The organism is Streptomyces sp. NPDC029169, from assembly GCF_055563935.1.
Genome location: NZ_JBVHXA010000007.1, coordinates 361,501 through 385,410, shown reverse-complemented (window position 1 = coordinate 385,410; position 23,910 = coordinate 361,501). Strand labels below are relative to the sequence as shown.

The 23,910-nt window shown below is 73.1% G+C and carries 18 protein-coding genes, 1 tRNA gene and 1 riboswitch; of the genes, 7 read left to right on the top strand and 12 right to left on the bottom strand.

What is annotated here, in order from left to right; translation table 11 throughout:
- Positions 1-34: 34 nt before the first annotated feature.
- From ACZ4VI_RS16955 to ACZ4VI_RS16945, 3 genes are all read right to left on the bottom strand, one after another.
- Positions 35-3,412 (bottom strand): ATP-binding protein, encoded by a 3,378-nt coding sequence (locus tag ACZ4VI_RS16955; RefSeq protein ID WP_467999969.1) that lies wholly within the window; start codon positions 3,410-3,412, stop codon positions 35-37.
- 61 nt (positions 3,413-3,473) lie between these two features.
- Positions 3,474-4,073, bottom strand: coding sequence for a Uma2 family endonuclease (locus ACZ4VI_RS16950; RefSeq protein ID WP_467999968.1), 600 nt, complete (start codon positions 4,071-4,073; stop codon positions 3,474-3,476).
- Between the two features lie 134 nt (positions 4,074-4,207).
- On the bottom strand, positions 4,208-6,322 hold the full coding sequence (locus tag ACZ4VI_RS16945) for an asparagine synthase-related protein (RefSeq protein ID WP_467999967.1): 2,115 nt from the start codon (positions 6,320-6,322) through the stop codon (positions 4,208-4,210).
- Positions 6,323-7,616: 1,294 nt separating this feature from the next.
- Between ACZ4VI_RS16945 and ACZ4VI_RS16940 the strand changes: the two genes are divergently transcribed.
- From ACZ4VI_RS16940 to trmB, 3 genes are all read left to right on the top strand, one after another.
- Complete coding sequence (locus tag ACZ4VI_RS16940) at positions 7,617-9,077, top strand: MFS transporter (RefSeq protein WP_467999966.1); 1,461 nt, start codon at positions 7,617-7,619, stop codon at positions 9,075-9,077.
- A gap of 69 nt (positions 9,078-9,146) precedes the next feature.
- The gene (gene lhgO / locus ACZ4VI_RS16935) at positions 9,147-10,343 is read left to right on the top strand and encodes an L-2-hydroxyglutarate oxidase (protein ID WP_467999965.1); all 1,197 of its coding nucleotides are present in this window, start codon (positions 9,147-9,149) and stop codon (positions 10,341-10,343) included.
- Positions 10,344-10,389: 46 nt separating this feature from the next.
- A complete protein-coding gene (trmB, locus tag ACZ4VI_RS16930; protein ID WP_467999964.1) occupies positions 10,390-11,190 on the top strand; it encodes a tRNA (guanosine(46)-N7)-methyltransferase TrmB in 801 nt (266 codons plus the stop codon).
- Between the two features lie 34 nt (positions 11,191-11,224).
- Here trmB and ACZ4VI_RS16925 read toward each other — a convergent pair whose 3' ends face one another.
- Entirely contained in the window at positions 11,225-12,490 is a 1,266-nt protein-coding gene (locus ACZ4VI_RS16925) for an RNA-guided endonuclease InsQ/TnpB family protein (RefSeq protein WP_467999989.1), read from the bottom strand.
- Positions 12,491-12,775: 285 nt separating this feature from the next.
- On the opposite strand from ACZ4VI_RS16925, the gene ACZ4VI_RS16920 reads away from it, so the two are divergent.
- On the top strand, positions 12,776-14,092 hold the full coding sequence (locus tag ACZ4VI_RS16920) for a PrsW family intramembrane metalloprotease (RefSeq protein WP_467999963.1): 1,317 nt from the start codon (positions 12,776-12,778) through the stop codon (positions 14,090-14,092).
- Positions 14,093-14,148: 56 nt separating this feature from the next.
- Here the strand turns inward: ACZ4VI_RS16920 and ACZ4VI_RS16915 are convergent, their stop codons facing one another.
- The 8 genes from ACZ4VI_RS16915 to ACZ4VI_RS16880 all read right to left on the bottom strand — a co-directional run bounded on the left by ACZ4VI_RS16915 (position 14,149) and on the right by ACZ4VI_RS16880 (position 21,289).
- The gene (locus ACZ4VI_RS16915) at positions 14,149-15,240 is read right to left on the bottom strand and encodes a M23 family metallopeptidase (protein WP_467999962.1); all 1,092 of its coding nucleotides are present in this window, start codon (positions 15,238-15,240) and stop codon (positions 14,149-14,151) included.
- 11 nt (positions 15,241-15,251) lie between these two features.
- A riboswitch (cyclic di-AMP (ydaO/yuaA leader) is annotated at positions 15,252-15,399 on the bottom strand.
- 240 nt (positions 15,400-15,639) lie between these two features.
- Complete coding sequence (locus tag ACZ4VI_RS16910; protein WP_467999961.1) at positions 15,640-16,920, bottom strand: PP2C family protein-serine/threonine phosphatase; 1,281 nt, start codon at positions 16,918-16,920, stop codon at positions 15,640-15,642.
- Positions 16,921-17,054: 134 nt separating this feature from the next.
- The gene (locus ACZ4VI_RS16905) at positions 17,055-18,278 is read right to left on the bottom strand and encodes an MFS transporter (RefSeq protein ID WP_467999960.1); all 1,224 of its coding nucleotides are present in this window, start codon (positions 18,276-18,278) and stop codon (positions 17,055-17,057) included.
- Positions 18,275-19,297, bottom strand: a complete 1,023-nt coding sequence (locus ACZ4VI_RS16900) for a PLP-dependent cysteine synthase family protein (protein WP_467999959.1) — start codon at positions 19,295-19,297, stop codon at positions 18,275-18,277. Before ACZ4VI_RS16900 ends, ACZ4VI_RS16905 begins: the two co-directional genes overlap by 4 nt.
- A gap of 60 nt (positions 19,298-19,357) precedes the next feature.
- Complete coding sequence (locus ACZ4VI_RS16895) at positions 19,358-19,741, bottom strand: hypothetical protein (protein WP_467999958.1); 384 nt, start codon at positions 19,739-19,741, stop codon at positions 19,358-19,360.
- An 84-nt stretch (positions 19,742-19,825) separates the two neighbouring features.
- A complete protein-coding gene (locus ACZ4VI_RS16890) occupies positions 19,826-20,566 on the bottom strand; it encodes a MerR family transcriptional regulator (protein ID WP_467999957.1) in 741 nt (246 codons plus the stop codon).
- Between the two features lie 107 nt (positions 20,567-20,673).
- Positions 20,674-20,747 (bottom strand) — tRNA-Met (locus ACZ4VI_RS16885).
- Positions 20,748-20,809: 62 nt separating this feature from the next.
- Positions 20,810-21,289: a rhodanese-like domain-containing protein gene (locus tag ACZ4VI_RS16880; protein ID WP_467999956.1), complete on the bottom strand. Its 480-nt coding sequence runs from the start codon at positions 21,287-21,289 to the stop codon at positions 20,810-20,812.
- A gap of 191 nt (positions 21,290-21,480) precedes the next feature.
- Here ACZ4VI_RS16880 and sigJ point away from each other — a divergent pair, with 191 nt between their 5' ends.
- The 3 genes from sigJ to ACZ4VI_RS16865 all read left to right on the top strand — a co-directional run bounded on the left by sigJ (position 21,481) and on the right by ACZ4VI_RS16865 (position 23,891).
- Positions 21,481-22,356: an RNA polymerase sigma factor SigJ gene (gene sigJ / locus ACZ4VI_RS16875; protein ID WP_467999955.1), complete on the top strand. Its 876-nt coding sequence runs from the start codon at positions 21,481-21,483 to the stop codon at positions 22,354-22,356.
- Between the two features lie 22 nt (positions 22,357-22,378).
- Positions 22,379-23,071, top strand: coding sequence for a class I SAM-dependent methyltransferase (locus ACZ4VI_RS16870; protein ID WP_467999954.1), 693 nt, complete (start codon positions 22,379-22,381; stop codon positions 23,069-23,071).
- A gap of 157 nt (positions 23,072-23,228) precedes the next feature.
- A complete protein-coding gene (locus tag ACZ4VI_RS16865; RefSeq protein WP_467999953.1) occupies positions 23,229-23,891 on the top strand; it encodes an HAD-IA family hydrolase in 663 nt (220 codons plus the stop codon).
- The last annotated feature ends 19 nt before the right edge of the window (positions 23,892-23,910 follow it).

The following is a 23,910-nucleotide window of genomic DNA, read 5'->3' as shown; positions in this document are numbered from 1 at the left end:
GGGGCCGGGCGGCGCCGGAGGTCGGCCGCGGCCTTCAGCCTCCGGTGACGTACGCGTCCGCGAGGGCGATGACCTCGTCGAGGGTCAGCCGGGCGCCCTCGGCGTACGCCCCCGCGTTCCCGGCCTCGCCCAGCGCCGTGCGGGCCCGGGTCATCAGGGTCTCCGCATCGCGGAGTCCGGGGACCGAGCGGGGGATCGCGGCGCGCCAGGTGTCGACGGCGGAGAGGACCCGGACCGCGAGCGCGAGCGCGCCGCTCATGCCGAGCGCCGTCGCCAGGCCCTCCGCCAGCCGGGCCGTGATGAAGTCGGAGCACTGGGCCTCCCGGGCGAGCCGCAGGGCCTTGATCGCCTCCGCCACCGCCGCGGCGCCCCCGCCCTCCGCCGCGGACACGCGCGCGGAGAGCCCGACCAGGCCCGCGTTGAAGTGTGGCGGCGGGGTGCCGGTGAGCATCAGTCGGCCGGCCGCTTCCAGGTGCTCGCGGGCGTGCCGTACCTCGCCGCGGCACAGGGCGATCTCGGCCCGCAGGAACCGTACGAACGCCTCGGTGTCGTTGACGTGGTGCCGCGCGCCCTCCGCCGCGGCCTCGTCCAGGCCCTTCTCGGCGGTCTCCATGTCACCGGAGCGGTAGGCGAGTTCGGCGAGCCGGGCGATCAGGAACGGGGACTCGGCGTGCGCGCCGACCTCGCGGGCGAGGTCGAGAGCCTCCTGATACGCCTCCCCCGCCTCCTCGTGCCGGCCGCGCATCATGTGCGCCTCGCCCGCCGCGCTCGCCACCTGCGCCCGCATCCAGCGGTCGCCGACCCGGCGGCACAGGGCCCGCAGTTCGGCCAGGTCCTCATCCACGTCGGGCGTCCCGCCGGGCATGTCGATCACCAGGTGCGTACGGAACATCAGGCTGACGCCGACCTCCCACTCCCCGCCGTACCTGCGGCAGGTCTCGACGGAGCTGTCGAGCAGCGCGCGGATGACGGAGTGGTTTTCCGTGATGTACGCGGTGAACGGCCACAGGAGCCCGGGGAAGCGGGCCGACTGGGGGCCGGGCCGCTCGCCGAACGCGGTCCGCACCCGCCGTACCAGCTCGGCGGCCTCGGGGTCGTCGCGGATGTCGGCGACCGTGCGGCTCTCCACGGCGAGGAAGAAGGACAGCATGCGCAACTGCATGCGGGGCCAGTACCGGGCGTCCTCCGGGTCGTCGGGGTCCTCGCCGAGCCGGAGCGTGCGCCCGACCCAGGCCAGGCCCTCGGGGCGGTAGTTGCGCAGCCACCAGAACCAGCCCATCGCGAAGACGAGGCGGTGCGCGGCGGCCTCGTCGGGAGCCGTGACGGTCGTGCGGTGGAACGCGGCGCGGATGTTGTCGAGCTCGGTCTCGATCCGCCGGATCCAGGGGAGCTGCTCACCGGAGCGCAGGAGGGGCTCGGCCCGCTCGGCGAGGGCCGTGAAGTGGGCGGTGTGGGCGGCCTCGGCGGCGGCGAGCAGGTCGGGGCGTTCGGCGGCGCGTTCGGTGGCGTACTCGTGGATGGTCTCCAGGAGCCGGTAGCGCATCTCGCCCTCGTCGGTGGGGGCGGCGACGACGAGGGACTTGTCGACGAGCGCGCCGAGCGGGTCGGCGGCGTTCGGGGTGAGGGCCTCGGCGGCGGCGAGGTCCCAGCCGCCGGCGAAGACGGAGACCTGACGCAGCAGGTCGCGTTCGGCGGCATCGAGGAGGTCCCAGGACCAGTCGACCACGGCGCGGAGGGTCTGCTGGCGGGGCAGGACGGTGCGACTGCCGGAGGTGAGCAGACGGAAGCGGTCGTCGAGCCGGTCGGCGATCTGGCGCGGGGAGAGGAGCCGCAGCCGGGCGGCGGCCAGTTCGATGGCGAGCGGCAGGCCGTCGAGGCGGCGGCAGATCTCGTCCACGACGTCGAGGTCGTCGGCGGTTCCTTCGGCGGCGGCGAGGTCGAGGTCGAGGTCGGGGCGTACGGCACGGGCGCGTTCGGCGAAGAGGCGGTGCGCCGGGTCGGGCGGCAGGGGTTCGACGGGGCGGACCGTTTCGCCGGGGACGCCGAGGGGCTCGCGGCTGGTGGCGAGGACGCGCAGGTGCGGGCAGTGGGTGAGGAGGGTCTCGGCGAGGGCGGCGGCCGCGTCGATGACGTGCTCGCAGTTGTCGAGCACGAGGAGGAGGGAGCGGGAGGCGAGGTGTTCGACGAGCCGGTCGGTGGGCTCGTCGTGAAGGGGCTGGCCCTCGCGCGTGATCAGGTTCGTCTCGCGGAGCCGGAGCGCGGAGAGGACGGCGCCGGGGACGGCGGAGGGATCGTCGAGCGGGGCGAGCTCGACGAGCCAGGCGGCGTCGGGGGTGGCGGTCGTGGCGGGGTCCTCGCGGATTCCGGCGCGGGAATCGCCGATTCCGGCGGAGGGCTGCCCGGCCTGGGCGGCGAGGGCGTCGGGAGCCTCGCGGGCGTCGCGGGTTCCAGCGATCCCGGCTGGCCCGGCGGTTCCAACGGGCCCAGCGGGCGTTCGGCTGGGGGCCTGCGTGCCCTCGGCGGCTAGGGCGGCTTCCTCGGCGAGGCGGGTCTTGCCGGAGCCGCCGGGGCCGGTGAGCGTGACGAGGCGGGAGTGGGCGAGGTCGGCGCGGAGGGCGGCGAGTTCGGGTTCGCGGCCGACGAAGGAGGTGAGGCGGCGCCGGATGTTGCCGGTCTGGCGCGGCGGCGGGGGTGGCGTGGGCCGGAGCAGCTCCCGGTGGAGCGCGGTGAGTTCCGCGCCCGGGTCGGTGCCGAGGCCCTCGGCGAGCGCGCGGCGGGCGTCCTCGTACGCGGCGAGGGCGTCGGCCTCGCGGCCCTCGGCCCGCAGGGCGCGGACGAGTTGGGCGCGGAAGCCTTCGTCGTACGGGTACGCGGCGATGAGCTCCGACAGCTCCGGTACGAGTCCGTCGACGGCGCCGCGCCTCAGGTCGGCCTCGACGCGCTGCCGTACGGCGGCCAGCCGCTGCGCCTCGGGCCGCACGCGCGCGTGCGCGGGCAGATCGGCGAGCGCGGGGCCGCGGAAGAGGGCGAGGGCGGTACGGAGGAGGCCGGCGGCGGCGTCCGGGTCCCCGGCGTCGAGGCGGGCGCCGGCGTCGCGGACGTGGCGCTCGAAGACGTACAGGTCGATGTCGTCCGGTCCCGCGACGAGGCGGTACCCGGGGCCGGGCGTGGATTCGACCGCCTCCCGCCCGACGACGCGGCGCAGGCGCCCGACGAGGGCCTGGAGGGCGGCGGGGGCGTCGTGCGGGGGCTCATCCTCGTACACGTCGTCGACGAGCTCGGCGACGGGGGCGGCCCGTCCGCCGCGCGCCGCGAGCGCGGCGAGGAGCGCGCGCAGCCGGGCACCGCCGAGGGGCAGGGGCGTGCCGTGGACGTCGAGCGCGAGGGTGGAACCGAGGATCAGATACCGCACGCGGGCCATTGTCCCTGGGGGCGGTCCGCTGCGCCTCGGGGTTTCCCCGGAGCGTCCCCGCTCAGAACTCCGAGGTGTCGAGCTCGAAGCCGAGAGGGTACGGGAGAGGCACGGGCAACCCCAGCTTGTGGCTGGCCTTGTGTGCGTAGTCGTCGCCCGAGGGGCCGGAGCAGACGACGGCTTCGCCCGAGTCGCGGTCGATCAGCAAGTAGAGGGGGATGCCGGCGCGGGCGTAGCCGCGAATCTTCTGGACCCGGTCGCGGCTCGCGGTGGAGGCAGACGTCACCTCGGCGACCAGAAGGACGGGGTCGGGTGCGTGCCACTCCTGCTGGTCGTCGAAGCTGCCTTTGGGGGCAATGACGAGGTCAGGAATGACGTGGATCGTGTCCGAGGCGCCTTGCAGGTACAAGCCGATGCCGGTGTAGCGGCCAACCCCCTTGTCGTGATCCCGGATCTGCCCACTGAGTTCCGACACGATCTCCTCGTGCTGCCCATTCGCCGGAGGTACCACGTAGATCTCCCCTTCGATCAGCTCCACGCGCCAGCCCTTGGGGGCCGCCGCACTGAACAGCTGGAAGGTCTGCTCCACGCTCGCACCCTCATCATCAGGCTCGACGTAGTCGGGAAACTCGTCCCCCGGAACCGGCAGCGGCATCGCCATGACGGACCTCCTTCGCTCGGGTGCGACGCTCCCAGCGTAGGCCCGCCGGCGGGCCGGAATCCGGACGACGTTCACTCGAACGAGCGTGCTGTTACGTTTCGCCACCCCGCCCGCCCCCCGGCCCCGCCCCCACCTCACGCCGGCAGCGACCTCCGGGTCGCCGGGACCAGCGGGCCCACCACCGCCTGGCGCTGGCGGGGGGCCGCCGTGCCTGTCCAGCAGGTGCCGCGGCGGGCCAGGAGGCGGTGGAGCCAGAGTTCGGTGGAGACGAGGTCGGCGAGGCCGTCCAGGGGGACCGGGTCGCCGTCGGCCGCCGCGTGGAGGGCCTTGCGGACCACGCGAGCCTCGATCAGGCCCGCGTCGGCGAGGAGCGGGGCCTCGAAGAGGGCCATCAGGTCCGGGAGGGCGGCGCGCAGGCCCGCGCGGTTGGCCGCGGCCGGGACCGCGGGGTTCGGTGCGCCCCAGCCCGGCGGGAGGTCGTGGACGCCCGCCCCCGCGAGGACCGTGCGCAGGACGGACGCCCGGGCGCCCGGCTGGACCCGGAGCGATTCGGGGAGGTCGCGGCAGGCCCGTACCACCTGGTTGTCCAGGAAGGGGGCGTGAAGGCGCTGGCCGCGGATCTCCGCGGCCTGTTCGAGCACGCGGTGGTCCGCCGCCGCCCTCGCGAGGGCCGCACGCGCGCGTGCCTCCCCGGGCCGCTGCACCGACGTCGGCAGCGTCGCCGCCCGGGTCAGGCGAACCGATACTTCAGCCAGCGCCTCACCCGTCAGCCACCGTGCCGCGGGGCCGGGGCGCGACCATGTCAGCGCGGAGAGGGACGCCTCCAGGGGGCCGAAGGCCCCGGGGCCTGGACGGTTCGCGTCGAGGAGCCGCCGCGCCGCCTCCTCGATGCCTGACCGGTACGGCGTACGGGCGAGCCGGCGCGCCGCCCGGTAGACCGTCAGCGGGACGAGCAGCGAACCCGCCGACGGGCCCGTCGCCTTGGCCAGTGCCGTCACCGGCCGTAGGAGGGATCGGCGCCGGCGGTCCATCAGCAGATCGGCCAGCCGCGCCGGGTGCGCGTCCAGGACCTGACGGGCCCCCAGGCCCGTGAAGTGGTCCGCGCTGCCGCCCGCGAGCCGCCGCCTGTGCCGGTCGGCGACGACCAGCGAAGGACCGGGCTCGTCGGTCAGCGGCCCCTCGAGCTCGGCGTAGGGCAGCGCCTCCTCGCCCGTCGCCACGACCACGTGGTGCAGCCGCGGGTTCGCCGCGATGGCCCGGGCCCGCTCCAGCTCGTCCTCCCCGCCACGGGCCGTCAGGTCGTTGAAGGTGACGGCGAGCAGCCGCTCCCCCGCTCCCGTCCCGTGGCCCAGGATCGTCCCGGGCACCCCCGGCAGGCCGGCCGCGAGGAGCGCGAGCGTGCCGGACGCGCTGCCGCCGGACAGGTCCGCCCCGATGCCCGGCGCCGGGCCGCCGCCCCGGGCCGCGCGTCGCTCGGCGGGCCCCATCCCGGGCACGGGCCCCGGGTCCGGAAGCGGCGACTCCGGTGCGTGCCGGGGCGCGGTGAGCCGGGCCCGTACGGCGTCGATCAGGGCGTCCCGTACGCCCTCCACCGCCCGCCGCGGCTCGATCTCCGCCGCGGCGACGGCGAGCGAGGCCACCGGTTCGTACCCGGTGATCTCCCGCGAGCCCTCCCGCAGGATCAGCGCGTGCCCGGGCGGCACCCGCTTCACCCCTTCGTACGGTGTGGAGTCGCGCAGCGCCTCCGGGGTCTCGGGGCAGGCGAGCAGCGCCGCCAGATGCCCGATGTCGAGCTGGGCCTCGATGAGGTCCGCGAGGGGCAGGGCGGCCGTCGCGTACGCCGTCCCGTTGGCCCACGGGGTGTGGAACACCGGCCGCGCGCCTGCCAGATCGCCGGTCACGGTGATCCGGCGGCCGACCTGCACGACCGCCGTGTAGCTGCCCGCCCAGGCGGTGAGATGGCGCAGCGCGCCCCCGCGCGCGGTGAGCAGCCCGACCCTCAGTTCCTCGTCGCTCGCAGCACAACACCCCAGTATGGCAAGGCGGGTGTGCGCGTCGATACGGATCACGCGCACCTCGTCGGGGCGCCAGTCGCCGACCGCCCACAGCGGATCGGGGTCACCCCACAGCAGCTGCGCGCCCACCGGATGCACCGTGCGCCCGTCGGCGGCCGGGCCCCCCACGGCACCGGCCGTACTCGTCGGGCCGAAGCTCGCGGCGACACTGCTCCAGCCCACCAGCCATCGCATCGGCGCCTCCACGTCGGTTCAGTGGAGGAACATGCTGCCACGACAAGAGCGCGCGGAGGGGGCTCCGGGGTCGCGCGGGCGAACGCGAATGCGCCCCTGGCATGGGCCAGTTGTCAGCGGTTCAACGACCGTCGTCATTCGGCCATTCTCGGAGGCGGACAGGGCGGGGGCCTGGCGCGGACTCGACGCGGACGGGGCGGGGACCGGCACGACCGGGCGCGGACGCGGCGTGGGCGGGGGCGCGGACGGGGCGCGGACCGGGCGGGGGCCTGGCGCGGACTCGACGCGGACGGGGCGGGAGCCGGCACGACCGGGCGCAGACGCGGCGTGGGCGGGGGCGCGGACGGGGCGCGGACCGGGCGGGGGCCTGGCGCGGACTCGACGCGGACGGGGCGGGGACCGGGCGCGGAACGGCGTGGACGCGCAGCGGACCCGGCACGACGCGGCGCAGAACCGGCACGACCGGGCACGACCCGGCGCGGACGCGGCACGGAAACGGGCACGGAAACGGCGCGGACCCGGCATCGTGGGCCGTCGGCAGTCCGGGAGGCGTGTCCGCCTCCCGGAGCCGTCCGTCGCCCGCGGGGAGCGGGGCGACGGTATCCCCCAGCCCACCGGTCCACAGCCGAGTGGGCCGACCCACGCAGGACTCATGGAAGCCCTCCCCCGCCGACCGGGCGAGAGCGCACGGCCGGGCGCACGGCCACACACCCGGAGCACGCGCCCCAAGGCGCCCCGCGGGCGCCCCAACAGCGCCCGAACAGCGCCCCGGCAGCGACGTGACAGGGGCCCTGGCAGGGTCCCGGCAGCGCCGGACGGCGCAAGTGGTGGCCGGCCCCGACCCGCCCAACAGCGCCGTGGCAGGGGCCCCGGCAGGGCCCGGCGGCGCGGGACGACGCCGGACGGCGCACCGGACCGCAGCGCCGTGGCACGCAGGGCCCCGACAGCGCTGTGGCAGGGGGCCCTCGCAGGGTCCCGACAGCGCGGGACGCGCCGGACAGCGCACCGGACCGCAGCCCCCCGACAGGCCCCGGCAGCGCGGACCGGGCCGGACGGCGCACAGGACGCAGCCGCCGTGTAGGCCCCGACAGCGGCAGACAGCTCCGGGCGGCGCACCGCGCCCGCCGACGCCGCTACGCCATCTGTCGGCCATCCGTCTGTTCCCACAACAATCCCGCCATACGGAAGTCCGCCCCTTAACGGTAGGGATGCGGCGAACTACGCTGTGTTTACGAATGCCGCACGCCTATGCCCGGCGTCGTGGCGGCCGTCTGGGTGGTCGAGGGGTGGCGTCATGTCCAGGGAGCAACGCGGGCCGAACGAAAAGCTCGGCACGGTTCTCGCCCTCGCGGGAATCAGCAACGCCGGTCTCGCCCGGCGAGTCAACGACCTCGGCGCACAGCGCGGTCTGACGCTTCGTTACGACAAGACGTCGGTGGCCCGGTGGGTGTCGAAGGGCATGGTGCCGCAGGGCGCGGCCCCGCATCTGATCGCCGCCGCGATCGGGCAGAAGCTCGGCCGTCCCGTGCCGCTGCACGAGATCGGGCTCGCGGACGCCGACCCGGCGCCCGAGGTGGGTCTCGCCTTCCCGCGCGACGTGGGCGAGGCGGTCCGCTCGGCCACCGAGCTCTACCGGCTGGATCTCGCCGGCCGCCGGGCCGGCGGCGGCGGGATCTGGCAGTCGCTCGCCGGATCCTTCGCGGTCAGCGCGTACGCGACCCCCGCCTCCCGATGGCTGATAACCCCCGCCGACTCCTCCGTGGAGCGCCTCCTTGAGCCCGTCGAGGGCCCGTCGGGCGAAGGACCGCCGGCCGAGGGACCGGAGACCGGCCTCCACGCGCGCGTGGGGCACAGCGACGTCGCCAAGCTCCGCGAGGCCGCCGAGGACGCGCGCCGCTGGGACTCCAAGTACGGCGGCGGTGACTGGCGTTCCTCGATGGTCCCCGAGTGCTTACGCGTCGACGCCGCGCCGCTGCTGCTCGGCTCGTACTCGGACGAGGTCGGCCGGGCCCTGTTCGGCGCGACCGCCGAGCTGACCCGGCTGGCCGGCTGGATGGCCTTCGACACCGGCCAGCAGGAGGCCGCCCAGCGCTACTACATCCAGGCGCTGCGCCTCGCCCGCGCCGCCGCCGACGTGCCCCTGGGCGGCTATGTCCTCGCCTCCATGTCGCTCCAGGCCACCTACCGGGGCTTCGCCGACGAGGGCGTGGACCTCGCCCAGGCCGCCCTGGAGCGCAACCGGGGGCTCGCCACCGCCCGCACCATGTCCTTCTTCCGGCTCGTCGAGGCCCGCGCGCACGCGAAGGCCAACGACGGCACGGCCGCCGCCGGGGCGCTCAAGGCGGCCGAGGGCTGGCTGGAGCGCTCGCGGGAGGGCGACGCCGACCCGTCGTGGCTGGGCTTCTACTCGTACGACCGGTTCTGCGCGGACGCCGCCGAGTGCTACCGGGACCTGAAGGCGCCGCGCCAGGTGCGCCGCTTCACCGAGCAGGCGCTGTCCCGGCCGACGGAGGAGTTCGTCCGCTCGCACGGGCTGCGGCTCGTGGTGTCGGCGGTCGCGGAGCTGGAGTCGGGCAATCTGGACGCGGCCTGCGCGGCCGGCACGCGCGCGGTGGAGGTCGCGGGCCGGATCTCGTCCGCCCGTACCACCGAGTACGTACGGGATCTGCTGCACCGCCTCGAACCGTACGGGGACGAGCCGAGGGTCATGGAGCTGCGGGAGCGGGCGCGGCCCCTGCTGATGACCCCGGCGTGACGCGTGTCCCAGGGGGTTTAGCCCGTCTGTCAGTGGGCCAGTGCACTATCGGGGTGGGAGGTGGTGCGGGTGTACAGGCACGACGTCGACTGCGACGTGCTCGTGATCGGCGGCGGGATCGTCGGTCTGTCGACGGCGTACGCCCTGACGCGCGCCGCCCCCGGCACCCGCGTCACGGTCCTGGAGAAGGAGCACGCCCCGGCCCGCCACCAGACCGGGCGGAACAGCGGGGTGATCCACAGCGGGATCTACTACCGGCCGGGCTCCCTGAAGGCGCGGTTCGCGGTCGCGGGCGCGGCCGAGATGGTCAAGTTCTGCGCGGAGTACGGCCTGCCCTACGAGGTCACAGGCAAGCTGATCGTCGCCACCGGGCGGGACGAGCTGCCCCGGCTGCACGCGCTCGTGCAGCGCGGCCGGGAGAACGGCATCCCGGTGCGGGAGCTGGGGCCCGCGCAGATCGCCGCATACGAACCGAGCGTGCGGGGCCTCGCCGCGATCCATGTCGGCACGACCGGGATCTGCGACTACGGAGCGGTGGCGGCGCAGCTCGCCGAGGCCTCCGGCGCGCGGATCCTGTACGGCTCGGAGGTCACCGCCGTCGACCGGCGGCCCTGGGGCGTCGCCGTCCGGACGGCAGCCGGGACGGTGGTGCGGGGCCGGGTCCTGGTGAACTGCGCGGGGCTGCACTGCGACCGGGTGGCGCGCCTGGCCGGCGACGAGCCGGACATGCGGATCGTGCCCTTCCGCGGTGAGTACTACGAGCTGGCGAACCCCGCCCTGATCCGCGGCCTGGTGTATCCGGTCCCAGACCCGGCGTTCCCGTTCCTGGGCGTCCACCTGACACGGGGCACCGACGGCGGCGTCCACGTCGGACCGAACGCGGTGCCGGCGCTGGCCCGGGAGGGGTACGACTGGTCGGTCGTCCGGCCCGGTGACCTGGCGGGGACGCTGGCGTGGCCCGGGTCGTGGCAGATCGCCCGCGAGCACTGGCGGTACGGAGCGGGTGAGCTGCGTCGCTCGCTGTCGAAGCGGGCGTTCACTGCGGCGGTGCGCAGGCTGCTCCCGTCGGTGGAGGAAACGGATCTGCGCCGGGCCCCCGCGGGGGTGCGGGCGCAGGCGGTGCTGCGGGACGGGACGCTGGTCGACGACTTCCTGATCCGCGAGGCCCCGCGCACGGTCCACGTCCTGAACGCCCCTTCCCCGGCGGCGACGGCGAGCCTGCCGATCGGCCGCGAGGTCGCGTCCAGGGCCCTGGCGCTCCTGTAGCCGCCCACACAGGGACCGGTCCGCGCCACGTAGAATTGGGCGCATTGTGTCTGAGTCTCGTGAAACCGCCACGCACCCCGTCGCCGCCCCCCGCACCGAGTCCGTCGGCTTCCAGCGGGGCAGTCAGCGGTTCGCCGCCGGGGAAGGGCCGCTGCCCGATCCCGCCGGGTCGCACCACGAGCAGCGGATCCGCAGCTTCCAGCCCCGCCGCAGCCGCGTCACCGCGGGGCAGGCCGAGGCGCTGCTCAAGCGGTGGCCCGACTGGGGTCTCGACATCGACGGCAAGCGGACCCTCGATCTGAACGACATGTTCGGCGGCCTGCCCGTCGTCCTGGAGATCGGCTTCGGCATGGGCGAGGCCACGGCCCAGATGGCCGCCGCCGACCCCGGCACCGGCATCCTCGCCGTGGACGTGCACACCCCCGGCCAGGGCAACCTCCTCGGTCTCGCCGACCGGGGCGGTCTGGAGAACGTCCGGGTCGCCAACGGCGACGCGATCATCCTGCTCCGCGAGATGCTCACCCCCGACGCCCTCGACGGCTGCCGCGTCTACTTCCCGGACCCCTGGCCCAAGAAGCGCCACCACAAGCGGCGCCTGATCCAGCCCGAGTTCCTCACGCTCCTCGCGACGCGCATGAAGCCCGGCGCCGTCCTGCACTGCGCCACGGACTGGGAGGAGTACGCCGAGCAGATGCTCGAGGTCCTCTCCGCCCACCCCGACTTCGAGAACACCCAGCCCGACGGCGGCTACGCACCCCGCCCCGCCTTCCGCCCCCTCACCCGCTTCGAGGGGCAGGGCCTGAACAAGGGTCACGTCGTGCACGATCTGCTTTTCCACAGGAATTGAAGTGCTCTCCTCCGCGAGCGGAGGAGATTCCCTCCTACCTTGCGGTGGTGGGCTTGACGCGACGTGCGCGCCTGACGACTGCCCTCCCGGCAGCCGGGACGAGCCCGAGGCTCATCCGGTAAAGGTGCAGGATATTCCGGCCTGCGTTGTGGTCGGCGTTGCCGGTCCAGCCACAGTCGGGGTTCTTACACACGAACACGGCCTGGGACTCCCGGCTGCCCGGCGTGGTGATGCCGCAGGCGGAGCAACGCTGCGAGGTTCCAGGAGCTGGGACGTTCACCAGAGTGCCGCCTTGCCGGGTGGTCTTGTACGTCAGCAGCTCGACGGTGCGACTCCACGCCTCAGCCTGGATGGAGCGGTTGAGGCCGGACTTCTGAGCGACTTTTTTCCCGGGCTGCTCGACCGTTCCTTTGGCGGACCTGACCATGTTCGTGATCTGCAATGCCTCCACCACCACGGTGCCGTACTTCTGAGCGATGCTCGTGGTGGTCTTGTGCTGCCAGTCCAGGCGCCTGCGCTTGGCTCTCGCGCGAAGCCCGTGGATCCGGTCATAGGTCGCCCGCAGGCGTTTCGAGATGCGCTCGCCTCGCTTGCGACAGGTCTTGCGGCGGGCTGCTCGCCGTTCCAGGCGCAGCAGCGTCGCCTGCTCCTTCGTTGTCAGCCACTTGCCGTGCTCGTACGTCGCCCCGTCCGAAAGGGCCAGCGGCACGGCCACCCCGACGTCGATGCCGACCTCAGGCCCGCTATGCGGCTCAGGCTCGGGCTCAAGGGTCTGGACGCGGAAGGCGACATGCCAGCCCAACGCGTCCTTGACCAACCGCGCCCCCGTGATCCGGTTCTCCTGGTCGGCTCGTCTACCGACCGGTAGATCCGTCGTCCACCGGAAGCGGACCCGGCCCACCTTGGGGATGTTGACCAGCCCCCACCGGCGGTGGACGCGGACGACATGCAGGTCCCGGCCCTGCGGGATGTCCACGGACATCACCGTCCGGAAGCGCGCCTTGAAGCCTGGCTCGCCCGCCCGACCTTCGAAGCAGTTCCTCCACGCCTGGAAGTACGTCTTGAGCACCGCTTGCGCGGCTTGGGCGGGCAGGACACCGAGCCAGTCGATCTCCTTGCGGGCCTGACGGATCGCCGCATCAGCGGCGCCCAGAGACCTGCGGTCCCTGGGGAGCATCGTCCACCACTCGTGCAGGCAGTTCCACATCGTGCGGGCCGCGTGCGCCTGGCCGTCCAGGAGCCGGACCTGCGCAGGCGTCAGAGCCAGCCGGACTCGATGCCCGAACTGCCGCTTGACCATCGCACGCCCGCTCACACGCCGAAGCTAGATCGCTGCGGCACACCGAGAACCGCGATGTCGCAACCTGATGCATATTGGACGCGATCTGCACACACCTCTATTTGTCGATGTCATGTATCGGTTCAACACGATCACCGACGACATGCGACGACGGCGAAGAGGACCACGTTCACCTGCGAGTGCATCAGCCGCCCAAGGACCAGCTTCGAGGCACGGGAGCGCTGCGCAAGATCAGACGGAGAACTCCCTCGCACAGTGTCAGTTCGGCTCGTTAGGGTCGCTCATGTGTCGAACAGCGTCCCCGTCCCCACCCGGGACACCGAGGAGCCGGCCTTCCCGGCCGTTCCGGACCGCGCCCAGTGGCGCTACAGGCCTCGTCGCGCCTTCTGGCGCAGCAAGGTGGTCCGGGCCGTCGCCGTGGTCACCGTGCTGGCGCTCTGCGCGCTGGTGATCCTCGCGATCGTCCGGGAGCAGACCGGCACCGAGGGCTTCCTCGTCGGCCTCGGCCTGGCCGTCCTGCCGGTCCCGCTGCTCATGGCCGCGTTCCGCTGGCTGGACCGGGTCGAACCGGGCCCGTGGAAGAACCTGATCTTCGCCTTCGCCTGGGGCGCCTGCGCCGCCACGCTCGTCGCGATCCTCGCCAATTCCTTCGCGGTCCGCTGGATCGCGACCGCCACCGCCGACCCCGCCTCCGCCGAGTCCCTCGGCGCCACGGTCGTCGCCCCGGTCGTCGAGGAGAGCGCCAAGGCCGCGGCGATCCTGCTGATATTCCTCTTCCGGCGGCGGCACTTCACCGGCCTCGTCGACGGCGTCGTGGTCGCCGGCTTCACCGCCACGGGCTTCGCCTTCACCGAGAACATCCTCTATCTCGGCAACGCCTTCGGAGAGGACCAGGATCTCGGCTCCGACGGCCTCGGCTCCATGACCGCGGGCACCTTCTTCGTACGGATCGTGATGTCGCCGTTCGCGCATCCGCTCTTCACCGTCTTCACCGGCCTCGGCTTCGCTTTCGCCGCCCTCGCCACCTCCCGCCGGAGGTTCCTGCGGGTGCGCCGGACGCTGCTGCCCCTTGCCGGACTGCTCCTCGCCATGCTCATGCATGCGCTGTGGAACGGCTCCGCGACCCTCCTCGGCCCGTTCGGCTTCATCCTGGTCTACGGCATGCTCATGGTGCCCGCCTTCGGCCTGCTGACCTGGCTCGCGATATGGAGCAGGCAGCGGGAGCTGCGCACGATATCCGGGCAGCTCCCGGCGTACGCGGCGGCCGGCTGGCTCTCGCCCGCCGAGCCGCTCGCGCTCTCCTCGATGCGGGCCCGCTCCATGGCCCGCGACTACGCCCGCCGTGCCTACGGCAAGCCGGCCGCCACCACGGTCAACGAGTACGAGGCGTTCGCGACGACCCTCGCCTTCCTGCGCCACCGCGCCCAGCGCGGCGCGCCGGTCCCGGACTTCACGGCGCGCGAGCAGGAGCTGCTCCACCACCTCTGGCAGCGCAAACCGGTCGCCTCCCCCGCCCTGACCTACGCGGCCCGGGCGACGGGCCGGGTGTGGGCGCCGCCGCAGTACCTGGACTACGGCGGCTACAACCCGTACCGGAGCTGAGGCAGGCCCTGCGACGCGAAGGGTGCGACCCCGCCGCCCGGCGCCGCGTCAGAGGATCAGACCGAGAGGCCCTTGCTCGCCAGCCAGGCCGCCGGGTCGATGCCGTCGCCGCCCGGGGTGTGGACCTCCAGGTGCAGGTGCGGGCCGGTCACATTGCCGGTCGCGCCCACGCGGCCGATCGTGTCGCCGGTGCCCACCGACTGGCCCACGCTCACCGTCATCGAGGACAGGTGCGCGTACCAGACCTCCGTACCGTCCTCCAGTTCCAGGACGATCCGGTAGCCGTATGAGCCGGACCAGCCCGCCGACTTGATCGTGCCGCCGTGCACCGCCTTGATCGGGGTGCCGGTGGGCGCCGCGAAGTCGAGGCCGGTGTGGTAGCCGGAGGACCACATGGAGCCGGACTGGCCGTAGGTGGAGGTGAGGGTGTACGAGGACGTGGGCAGCGCGTAGCTCGCGGCGAGCTTCGCCAGGCGCTCCGCCTCGGCCTTCGCCGCCGCCTCCTCCTCGGCCTTCCGCTTCGCCTCGGCCGCCGCCTTCTCGGCCGCGTCCGCCTTGGCCGCCGCCTCCGCCGCGGCCTTCTCGGCGGCCGCCTTCTCCGCCGCGGCCTTCTCGGCGGCGTCGGCGGAGGCCTGCTGCTGCTCGGCCTGCTGGAGGATGCGGGCACGCAGCGCCTCACCGGCGTCCGCCGTCGAGGCGGAGGAGCCCCCGGCCTGCCCGGCGCTGTCGGCCGGCAGGGCGAGGTTCGCCGTGAGCGGCTGGGGGTTGTTCGTCCCGGAGCCCGAACCGTCCGTACCGTCCGCGCCGTCCTCGTCGGAGATGAGCTCGCCGACGCCGGGCAGCTCGGAGGCGTCCGGCAGGTCGAGGTCGGGGAGCGATATCGAGACCGGGGCCTTGTCCTGGGCGGTCGCCATGCCGCCCGCGCCGACGGCCGCGATGACACCGACGCCGAGGACGGTGGAGGAGCGGGCGAAGCCGGAGCGCTGCTTCACGACGCGGTGGCGGCCACCCGAACGGGACTGCTGCCGCAGGGAGTCCTCGGTGGGGTTCCACTCCCCCCACGCCGTCGCGTCGTCGTCCGTCCCGGCGGTGCCCGAGGCACCGAACGCATCGAAGTGGGCTTCGGGGGCAGGGGTGTTGGACGCCACGGAGGCGTGCTCCTTTCCTTCCTTCTCGCCTACCGGGTTAGCTGACGGGTTCGGAGCAGGAAGGTCTCCTACGGGCTGTGCCGCACGGGTGCGACGGTGCCCGATTCACCCCAAGTGGTGGTTCCCCGGTTCCTTTTCAGGATTCGGCGCGTGCGCACGGTGCCGTCTCTTGCGACGGCTGGGACGACCGCGCTGCGTTATCGAACGTTAATAGACACGAGGGCCGGATTCCAAGCCGTTCCGGTTGATCATTCGCGAGATTGAGCCAGTACAGCCCGATTTGATCCCGCTTCAGTACGGACCTTTGCCGGGACCTGGGAACTGACGGTGCGTCAATTGTTATCGCAGCGGTACCTCTCCACTACGGATGGTCACGTACGGGTGGTCACGTACGGGTGGTCACGGCACCACCGGCATCGTGCGGCGCCGCTCCGGCTGCCCCGCCCCCGGCCGGCTCACCGCCAGCAGCGCCATGTCGTCCTGGGCGCCGCCGCCCGTGTACCGGCGGACGTCGTCGACGAGCGCGTCGAGCAGCTCCTCCGGCCCCGGGAAGATCCGCCCGGCGAGCCGCTCGGCCGGTTCGTAGAAGGCCCCCGAGGCGTCGCGCGCCTCCGAGAGACCGTCGGTGTAGACGAGCAGCGTCGCGCCCGGCGGGTACGGGGCCTCGTCGGCCCGGTCCGGCCAGGCGGCCAGCTCGCCCATGCCGAGCGGCAGCGCGGGCTCGGTCGGCTCCAGGAGCGCCACGCCCCCGTCCGCGTACAGCAGCAGCGGCTCGGGGTGGCCGCGGTTGACCACCCGTACGCGCCCGCGCCCGCGCGGGATCTCGGCCAGGACTGCGGTGGTGAACCCCTCGAAGGCGTCGAGGCCGGAGCGGCGCGTGCCCTCCCGGGCCAGCGCCCGCTCGAGGCGCTGCGCGACGCCCTCCAGGGTCGCCTCCTGCTCGGCCGCCTCCCGGAAGGCGCCGATCACGACAGCGACCGCCTCGACGGCGTCGAGCCCCTTGCCCCGCACGTCGCCGACCACGAGCCGTACCCCGTACGGCGTGTCCTGGACGGCGAACAGGTCGCCGCCGATGAACGCGTCCGCCTGCGCGGCCTCGTAGCGGGCCGCGACGTGGAGCCCACCGATCCGCTCGGCGGGCGTCGGCAGGACGGCCTTCTGCGCGGTCTCGGCGATCACCCGCGCCGAGGCGAGCCGCTGCCCGCTGCGCCGGACGACCCCGTTGATGAGCAGGGCGAGGCCGGCGACGGTGACGACGGTCAACATCTCGATAAGGGAGGGGACATCGGTGACGGTGTCGTTGTAGACGTGCAGACCGACGCCGGCGAGGACCGCGGCGATGCCGGTGAGGAGCGTCGTCAGCATCGAGAAGAACGGGGCCGCGATGAGCGGCGCGGCCGAGAACATCGGGGAGGCCGTGTACGAGGGCGGGGTGGAGAGGTCGAAGACGACACCGCCGAGGATGACGAGCGGGGGCAGGGCGCGGATGAACCGGCGAGCCTGCTCGGCGCGCGGCCCGGGGCGCCCGTTCGGCTCTCCCCGCCCCTGCCCTTGGTTCCGGCCCTGGTTCCGCCCCTGGCTGCGTCCCTGATTCCGTCCCTGGTTCCGGCCCTGGTTCCGCCCCTGGTTCCGTCCCTGGTTCCGTCCTCGTCCCTGACCCTGCCCCTGCCCCTGCCCCACCTGTGCTCTCCTGCCCGGTCCGTACGCGGCGACGGCGACGGACGGTACCGCGCCCTCCCCAGGGTGGCGGGAGCCGCGCCGCGCGGCGACCCCCACTCGGCCAAGTGGGGGACACCGGGCTCAACTACGACGCGTCATCCACCCCCGCCCAGCCGCCCGCCCAGCCGCCCGCCCCGCCCCAGCGCCCGTACCGCGCCCGCACACACGAGCCCGACCGCGCACAGCACCAGCCACGGCGTCGCCGACCACCCCGTGACGTCGAGCAGGACACCCGTACCCAGGTTCCCGAGCGTGATCCCGATCCCGCAGACGGTGTTGTAGAGCCCGTAGTGGGTGGCCACCCACCGCCCGCCCGAGAGCGCGACGACCGTGTCCATCTCGTACGGGTACAGCACCGCGTTCGCGACGGCCAGGACCGCCGCGCACAGCAGCAGGCCCCCGAGTCCCGGCACGGCCACCGGCAGCAGGAACGCCCCGCCCATCAGCGCGAGTCCCAGGACCAGACACCGCTCCCGGCTCAGCCGGCGCCTGCACCAGGCAGTGATCCGCAGCTGACCGGCGAGCGCCACGAGCGCCGAGACCACGAACAGCGCGGTCGTCGCCGCCGTGCCGCCCGCCGCGAGCGGCAGCGCCAGATAGACCTGGAAGGACAGCACGTACGAGCCGGTCATCGCCAGCGAGAAGAGCCAGAACGTACGGTTGGCCAGCACCGTACGGAACTGCCCCCGCTCCTCGGCGTCCCCGGGCGCCGCCTCCCGCAGCCGTACCGGCAGGTGCCGCAATTGCACCAGCGTCAGTACGGCGAACAGCGCCGCCGCCACCCCGCACGTCAGCCGGAACGACACCCCCGTCAGGGCCACCCCCACCAGCGGGCCGAGCAGGATCCCGGCCTGGTAGTACGTGTTGAACAGCGCGAACGCCTCCACGCGCCGCTCCCCCGCCTCCGCGGCGAGGTACGCCCGCACGGCCGGGTTGAACAGCGCCCCCGCCAGGCCCGTCGCCACCGAGGCGGCGATCAGCACCGGCAGCGACTGGGCGAACGCCAGCGCCCCGAAGCCCGCCGTCCGCAGCGCGCAGCCGGCCACGATCAGCGGCTTGAAGCCGAGCCGGTCGGCGAGCGCCCCGCCGACCAGGAACATGCCCTGCTGGGAGAGGTTCCGCACGCCGAGGACGAGCCCGACGGCCCAGGCCGCCATCCCCAGCCCATCGGCCAGATGCGCGGCCAGGTACGGCATCAGCATGTAGAAGCCGAGGTTGATGGTGAGCTGGTTGAGGAAGAGCAGCCGTACGGCCGGTTCGAAGGTACGGCTCTGCCGCCAGATCCCGCCCTTGGCGGGGGCCTCGGTCCGCACGCTCATCGGACCCGCTCCCGCTCCAGGACACGGCGGGTCCAGCCGTCGACCCGCGCATCGCCCTCGTACGCCGCCGGCTCCTCGCGCACCGGGCCGTCGAGGAGCCCGTGCGCCGCGCAGAACTCGTCGTTGAAGACCGTGTCGAAGTACCGCTGCGGCCCGTCGGGGAAGACGGCCGCGATCCGCGTCCCGCGCGGCCGGGTGCGGGCCACCCACCCGGCCACCAGCGCGACCGCGCCCACGCTCCAGCCGCCCGTGGCGAACTGACGTGACGCCAGGCGCCGGGCGGACCGGACCGCGTCCGCCGGACCGACCCAGTGGACCTCGTCGAAGGCGGCGTGGTCGACGTTGCCGGGGTGGATGGAGGAGCCGAGCCCCCGCATCAGCCGCTCACCGGCGGGGAGCCCGAAGACGGTGGAGTGGACGCTGTCCACGCCGACCAGCTCCAGGGCGGGGCTGGACGTGGCCCGCAGCGCGCGGGAGATCCCGGCCGAATGCCCGCCCGTGCCCACCGCGCAGACCAGGACGTCGATCCGGTCGAGCTGCGCGGAGAGCTCGGCGGCGAGCCCCCCGTACGCCTCGGGGTTGTCGGGGTTGCCGTACTGGTTCGGCCACCACGCTCCGTCGAGGCTCGTAAGCAGCTCCGCCACCCGGTCCATGCGCGCCTGCTGCCAGCCGCCCTGCGGACTCGGCTCCGGCACGACATGGACCCGGGCACCGTGGGCGACGAGCATCCGCTCGACGATCGGTTCGAGACCGGGGTCGGTGACGACGTGGACGGGGTGGCCGTGCAGCACTCCGGCCAGCGCGAGGCCGAGGCCGAGAGTGCCGGAAGTCGACTCGACGATGGGCGCGCCGGGCCGCAGCTCTCCGCGGCGGCGTGCCTTCTCGACCATGTGGAGGGCGGCGCGGTCCTTGATGCCGCCGAAGTTGAAGCCTTCGAGTTTGGCCCAGTAGCCGTCGTCCATCCACAGCACGGGGGTGTTTCCGACGGTCTGGGCGGCGACGGACAGAAGGTTGTTCATCTGGATACGTCCTTGGAGTGGTACGCCGAAAGGAAGCCTGGTCGTGTCGTGCGACCCGGCTCAGTTCCGGTCCACTCCGAGGGCGATCAGCAGCCGGCCCGGCTCGGGGCCGGGTCCCGCGCGGTCGCGGACGCAGCGCGCGTGCGGACCGTCGGGGAAGACCTCTGCGTAGGAAAGAGATACGGCCCCGTCGGCGTCCGGCGCGCCGGCCTGCGGCGCGGTCTGCGACGCGGGCAGATGGGCGTCGAAGGTCCACGTCTCCCCGGGCTGCTCGCAGCCGTGCGGCAGTGCGGGGGCGGAGACGACGGTGGTCGTGTCGGGTGAGACGAGCAGATGATGCCCGTGCGACCTGTGGCAGACGCTCACAAGGAGGGCGAGGAGCGCGAGCAGGACGAGGACGGCGGGCGCCCGCCGTCGTACGTCGATCACTGCCTTGTCACGCATGGTGCGCGTGACGTTACGGTGGGCGGCTCGCACCCGCAAAGCGACAGGCGCGGTTTTGGCCACCGTTTACCTACGGTCGTACCGCTACATATTCCGCTCGGCGTAGACCTTCATCGCGTCCCGGACGAGGAGCGCGGTGCCCTCGCCGTGCTGGTCGTAGTTCGCGCCGAAGCGCGGGTCGTCGACGTACATCTGCCCGAGGCCGATCACGTACTCCTTCGTCGGCGTCGTCGTGATCGACAGCCACTCCACGTGGCGCCGCGTGATCGCCTGGACCTCGTCGCTGTCGGCGGCCAGGCCGTCGCGTGCCGCCTGCGCGTAGTCGCGGGCGATGGCGACCTGCCGGTTCCTGAACTCCCGCTTCTCGGCGGCGCTGAGCGAGCGCCACCAGCGGTCGCCCTTCTCGTACGCGTCACGTCCCCAGCGCCGGGTGACCTCCTCCTCGTACCGCGTGTGATCGAACCCGTCGAACACTTCTTCCGCCATGAGCTCTTCTCCCGTCTCGGTCTTGTGGAGAGTGGTCCGCACGGCCTCGATCTGCCGGCCGATGCGCTCCCGCTCCTGCTCCAGGAGGAGGAGATGGGTGCGCAGGGCGGCGGACGTGTCCCGCTGGCCTTCGAGGACCTCGGCGATGGCGGGCAGCGAGAGCCCCAGCTCGCGCAGCAGCAGGATGCGCTGCAGCCGCACGAGCGCCGCCTGGTCGTAGTACCGGTAACCGTTGGCGCCGATCCGGCTGGGCTCAAGGAGGCCCAGCTCGCCGTAATGGCGGAGGGTGCGACTGGTGGTGCCGGCCTTCTTGGCGATCTCCTGGATGGACCACTCCATGCCGAGAACGCTAAGTCTTGACGCTACGTAAAGGTCAAGCGCGAGGTTGAGGACACGACGAAGGCCCGGATCCAGTGACTGGATCCGGGCCTTCGTTTGCTACTGAGTAGCGGGGACAGGATTTGAACCTGCGACCTCTGGGTTATGAGCCCAGCGAGCTACCGAGCTGCTCCACCCCGCGTCGGTGAATATGACCTTACGGCATGGGAGGCAGTTCCCCTAATCCGTTTCCCGGCAGCGGCCTCAGCAGCCACAGTCCTCGGCGTCGACGGGGGCCGTGAGCGGGTCCGCGTCCTTCTTCTCCGGGCCCTCCCACGTCTCGTACGGGAAGCCCTCGCGGACCCAGTACTCGAAGCCGCCGAGCATCTCCTTCACCTGGTAGCCCAGCTGCGCCAGGGCGAGCGCGGCGCGCGTGGCGCCGTTGCAGCCGGGGCCCCAGCAGTACGTGACGACGGGCACGGACTTGTCGAGCAGCTGCTCGGCCTGCTCGGCGATGAGCGCGGTCGGCAGGTGGATCGCGCCGGGGACGTGACCCTGGTCCCAGGAGGCGGTGGAGCGGGAGTCGAGGACCACGAAGCCGGGGTCGCCGTCGGCGGCGATGGCGCCGGCGACGTCGGAGACGTCGGCGTGGAAGGCGAGGCTGGCGGAGAAGTAGGCGGCCGCGGCCTCGGGGGAGGCGGGCGGGGTGCGAAGTACGGCGTTGAGCTGCGCAGTTGTCGTCATGCATGAAAATCTACGGTCGAAGATCACGACGCTGAAGGGCCAATCCCCGGTTCTCTGACAAGTCTGCCGGGAAAACCCAGGCGCATGGCAGCGGCGACAGGGAATCTCACGCTGCGGTCACATACAGCAGGCGCCGTCCGTCATTACAGCGATGCTCATGGGCTCACGGGAAGCGACGAGGGAAGGCACAGATGGACGAGAAGGACCTCCTGGCCGCACGGTTCGACGCCGACCGCACCCATCTCAAGGCGGTCGCCTACCGGATGCTCGGCTCGCTGAGCGAGGCCGAGGACGCCGTCCAGGAAGCGTGGTTCAAGCTCAGCCGCTCGGACATCGGCGAGGTGCGGAACCTCAGCGGCTGGCTGACGACCGTCGTCGGGCGCGTCTGCCTGGACATGCTGCGCTCGCGCGCCTCGCGCCGCGAGGACCCGCTGGAGTACTACGTCCCCGATCCGCTGGTCCGCGACGGTGACGGCACGACCGCCGACCCCGAGGAGGAGGCGCTGCTCGCCGACTCGGTCGGCCTGGCGCTGCTGGTGGTCCTGGAGACGCTCGGTCCGGCCGAGCGGCTGGCGTTCGTCCTGCACGACATGTTCGCGGTGTCCTTCGACGAGATCGCCCCGATCGTGGACCGCACGCCGGCCGCGACGCGCCAGCTCGCCAGCCGGGCCCGCCGCCGCGTCCAGGGCGCGGCCCCGGCCCCGGCGCCCGACGTCACCCGCCAGCGCGAGGTCGTCGACGCCTTCATGGCGGCCTCCCAGGGCGGCGACTTCGAGGGCCTGCTCGCGGTCCTCGACCCGGACGTGCTGCTGCGGGCGGACGGCGGGAAGGTGCTCGCGGCGGCCTCGAAGCTGGTCCGCGGCGCCGAGGCGGTCATCAGCCAGGCGCTCACCTTCGCCCGCTTCCGCCGCGCGTACCGGACGGTGCTGGTCAACGGCGCGCCGGGCGTCCTCTCGTACGCGAACGGGCGGACGGCCGCTCTCATGGCCTTCACGATCGTGGGCGACCGCATCGTGGAGATCGACATCATCGCGGACCCGGAGCGGCTGGCGGCGCTGGAGATCTGAGCGGTACGTGTACGTTCGGCGCATGACGACGAACGGCGACGGGGGCGTGGACCGGGACCTGGTGGAGGAGCAGCGCCGCCACTGGCAGTCGACGTACGCGGCCCATCCGGGGATGTACGGCTCCGAGCCCTCGGACCCGGCCCGCCACGCGGCCGAGGTCTTCCGGCGGCGCGGGGCGCGGGACGTCCTCGAACTCGGCGCGGGCCACGGCCGCGACACCCTCCACTTCGCCCGCCAGGGCTTCACGGTCCGGGCCACCGACTTCAGCGAGACCGGCCTCGCCCAGCTGCGCGAGGCGGCCCTGACGCAGGGGCTCGCGGACCGGGTCAGCACGGCGTTCCAGGACGTACGGCAACCACTGGCGGCGCCGGACGCCTCGGCCGACGCCGTCTTCGCCCACATGCTGATGTGCATGGCGCTCTCCACGGAGGAGATCCACACCCTGGTCGCCGAGGTCCGCCGTGTCCTGCGCCCGGGCGGCGTCTTCGTCTACACGGTCCGCCACACCGGGGACGCGCACTACGGCACGGGTATCGCCCACGGCGACGACATCCACGAACACGGCGGCTTCGCCGTCCACTTCTTCTCCCGCACCCTCGTCGACGCCCTCGCGGAGGGCTGGACCCTGGACGAGATCCACCCCTTCGAGGAGGGCGAACTCCCCCGCCGCCTCTGGCGCGTCACCCAGACCCTGCCGGGCGACACCGACCGATAACTCTCCACGGTCCCGAGTCGGTCCTAGAACGACGAAGCGGGATGCGACTCCAGGAAGTCGATCAGCAGCCGCTGGTTGGGGAGGCTTCGCACTTCCACGTGTGTGGGGGCGCGGTAGCGTCGCCGAGAGAACCCATCAGGGAAGGGACGGTCACCGGATGCCGCACAGGGTTGATGTCGCCGACAGTTGTGGACAACGCGGCCTGATCCTGGACTTCGCCGGGGTGCTCACCGCCAGCCCTTTCGCCGTCCACCGTGAGTGGTGCGTGTCCGAAGGGCTGCCTCCTGGGGCTTGGCGCAGCACCCTGAACGATCACCCGGAAGGGCGGCGTCTGTACGCGGCGCTGGAGATCGGTGAGATCGGGCAGGCCGAGTGGAACGAGGGCACAGCGGCCCTGCTGGGTGAGCATGTGGATCCGGTGAACCTGATGGGGCGGGCCTGGGCCGGGGTGCCTGCGGCCCGGCGGATGGTCGCGCTCGCGCGTGCCGCGCGAGTCGCCGGTCACCGGCTTGCCCTACTGTCCAACAGCTTCGGTCTCGACCCGTTCAACCCGTACGAACACGTCGGTATCTGGGACCTGTTCGACGTGCACGTCGTGTCCGAGCTGGTCGGGGTGGCCAAGCCCGATCCGGCGATCTACCAACTCGCTCTGGACCGAATCGGGTTGCCCGCGGAGCGGTGTGTCTTCGTGGACGATCACGCGGTGAACCTTCCGCCGGCTGCCGAGTTGGGCATCGCCACCGTCCACGTCACGGACGAAGACACGGCCGTGGCTGAGTTGGAGACCCTCCTCGGTGTTACGGCGGTGCTCGCCGCGTGAGCCCAACTGCAGTCTGAGC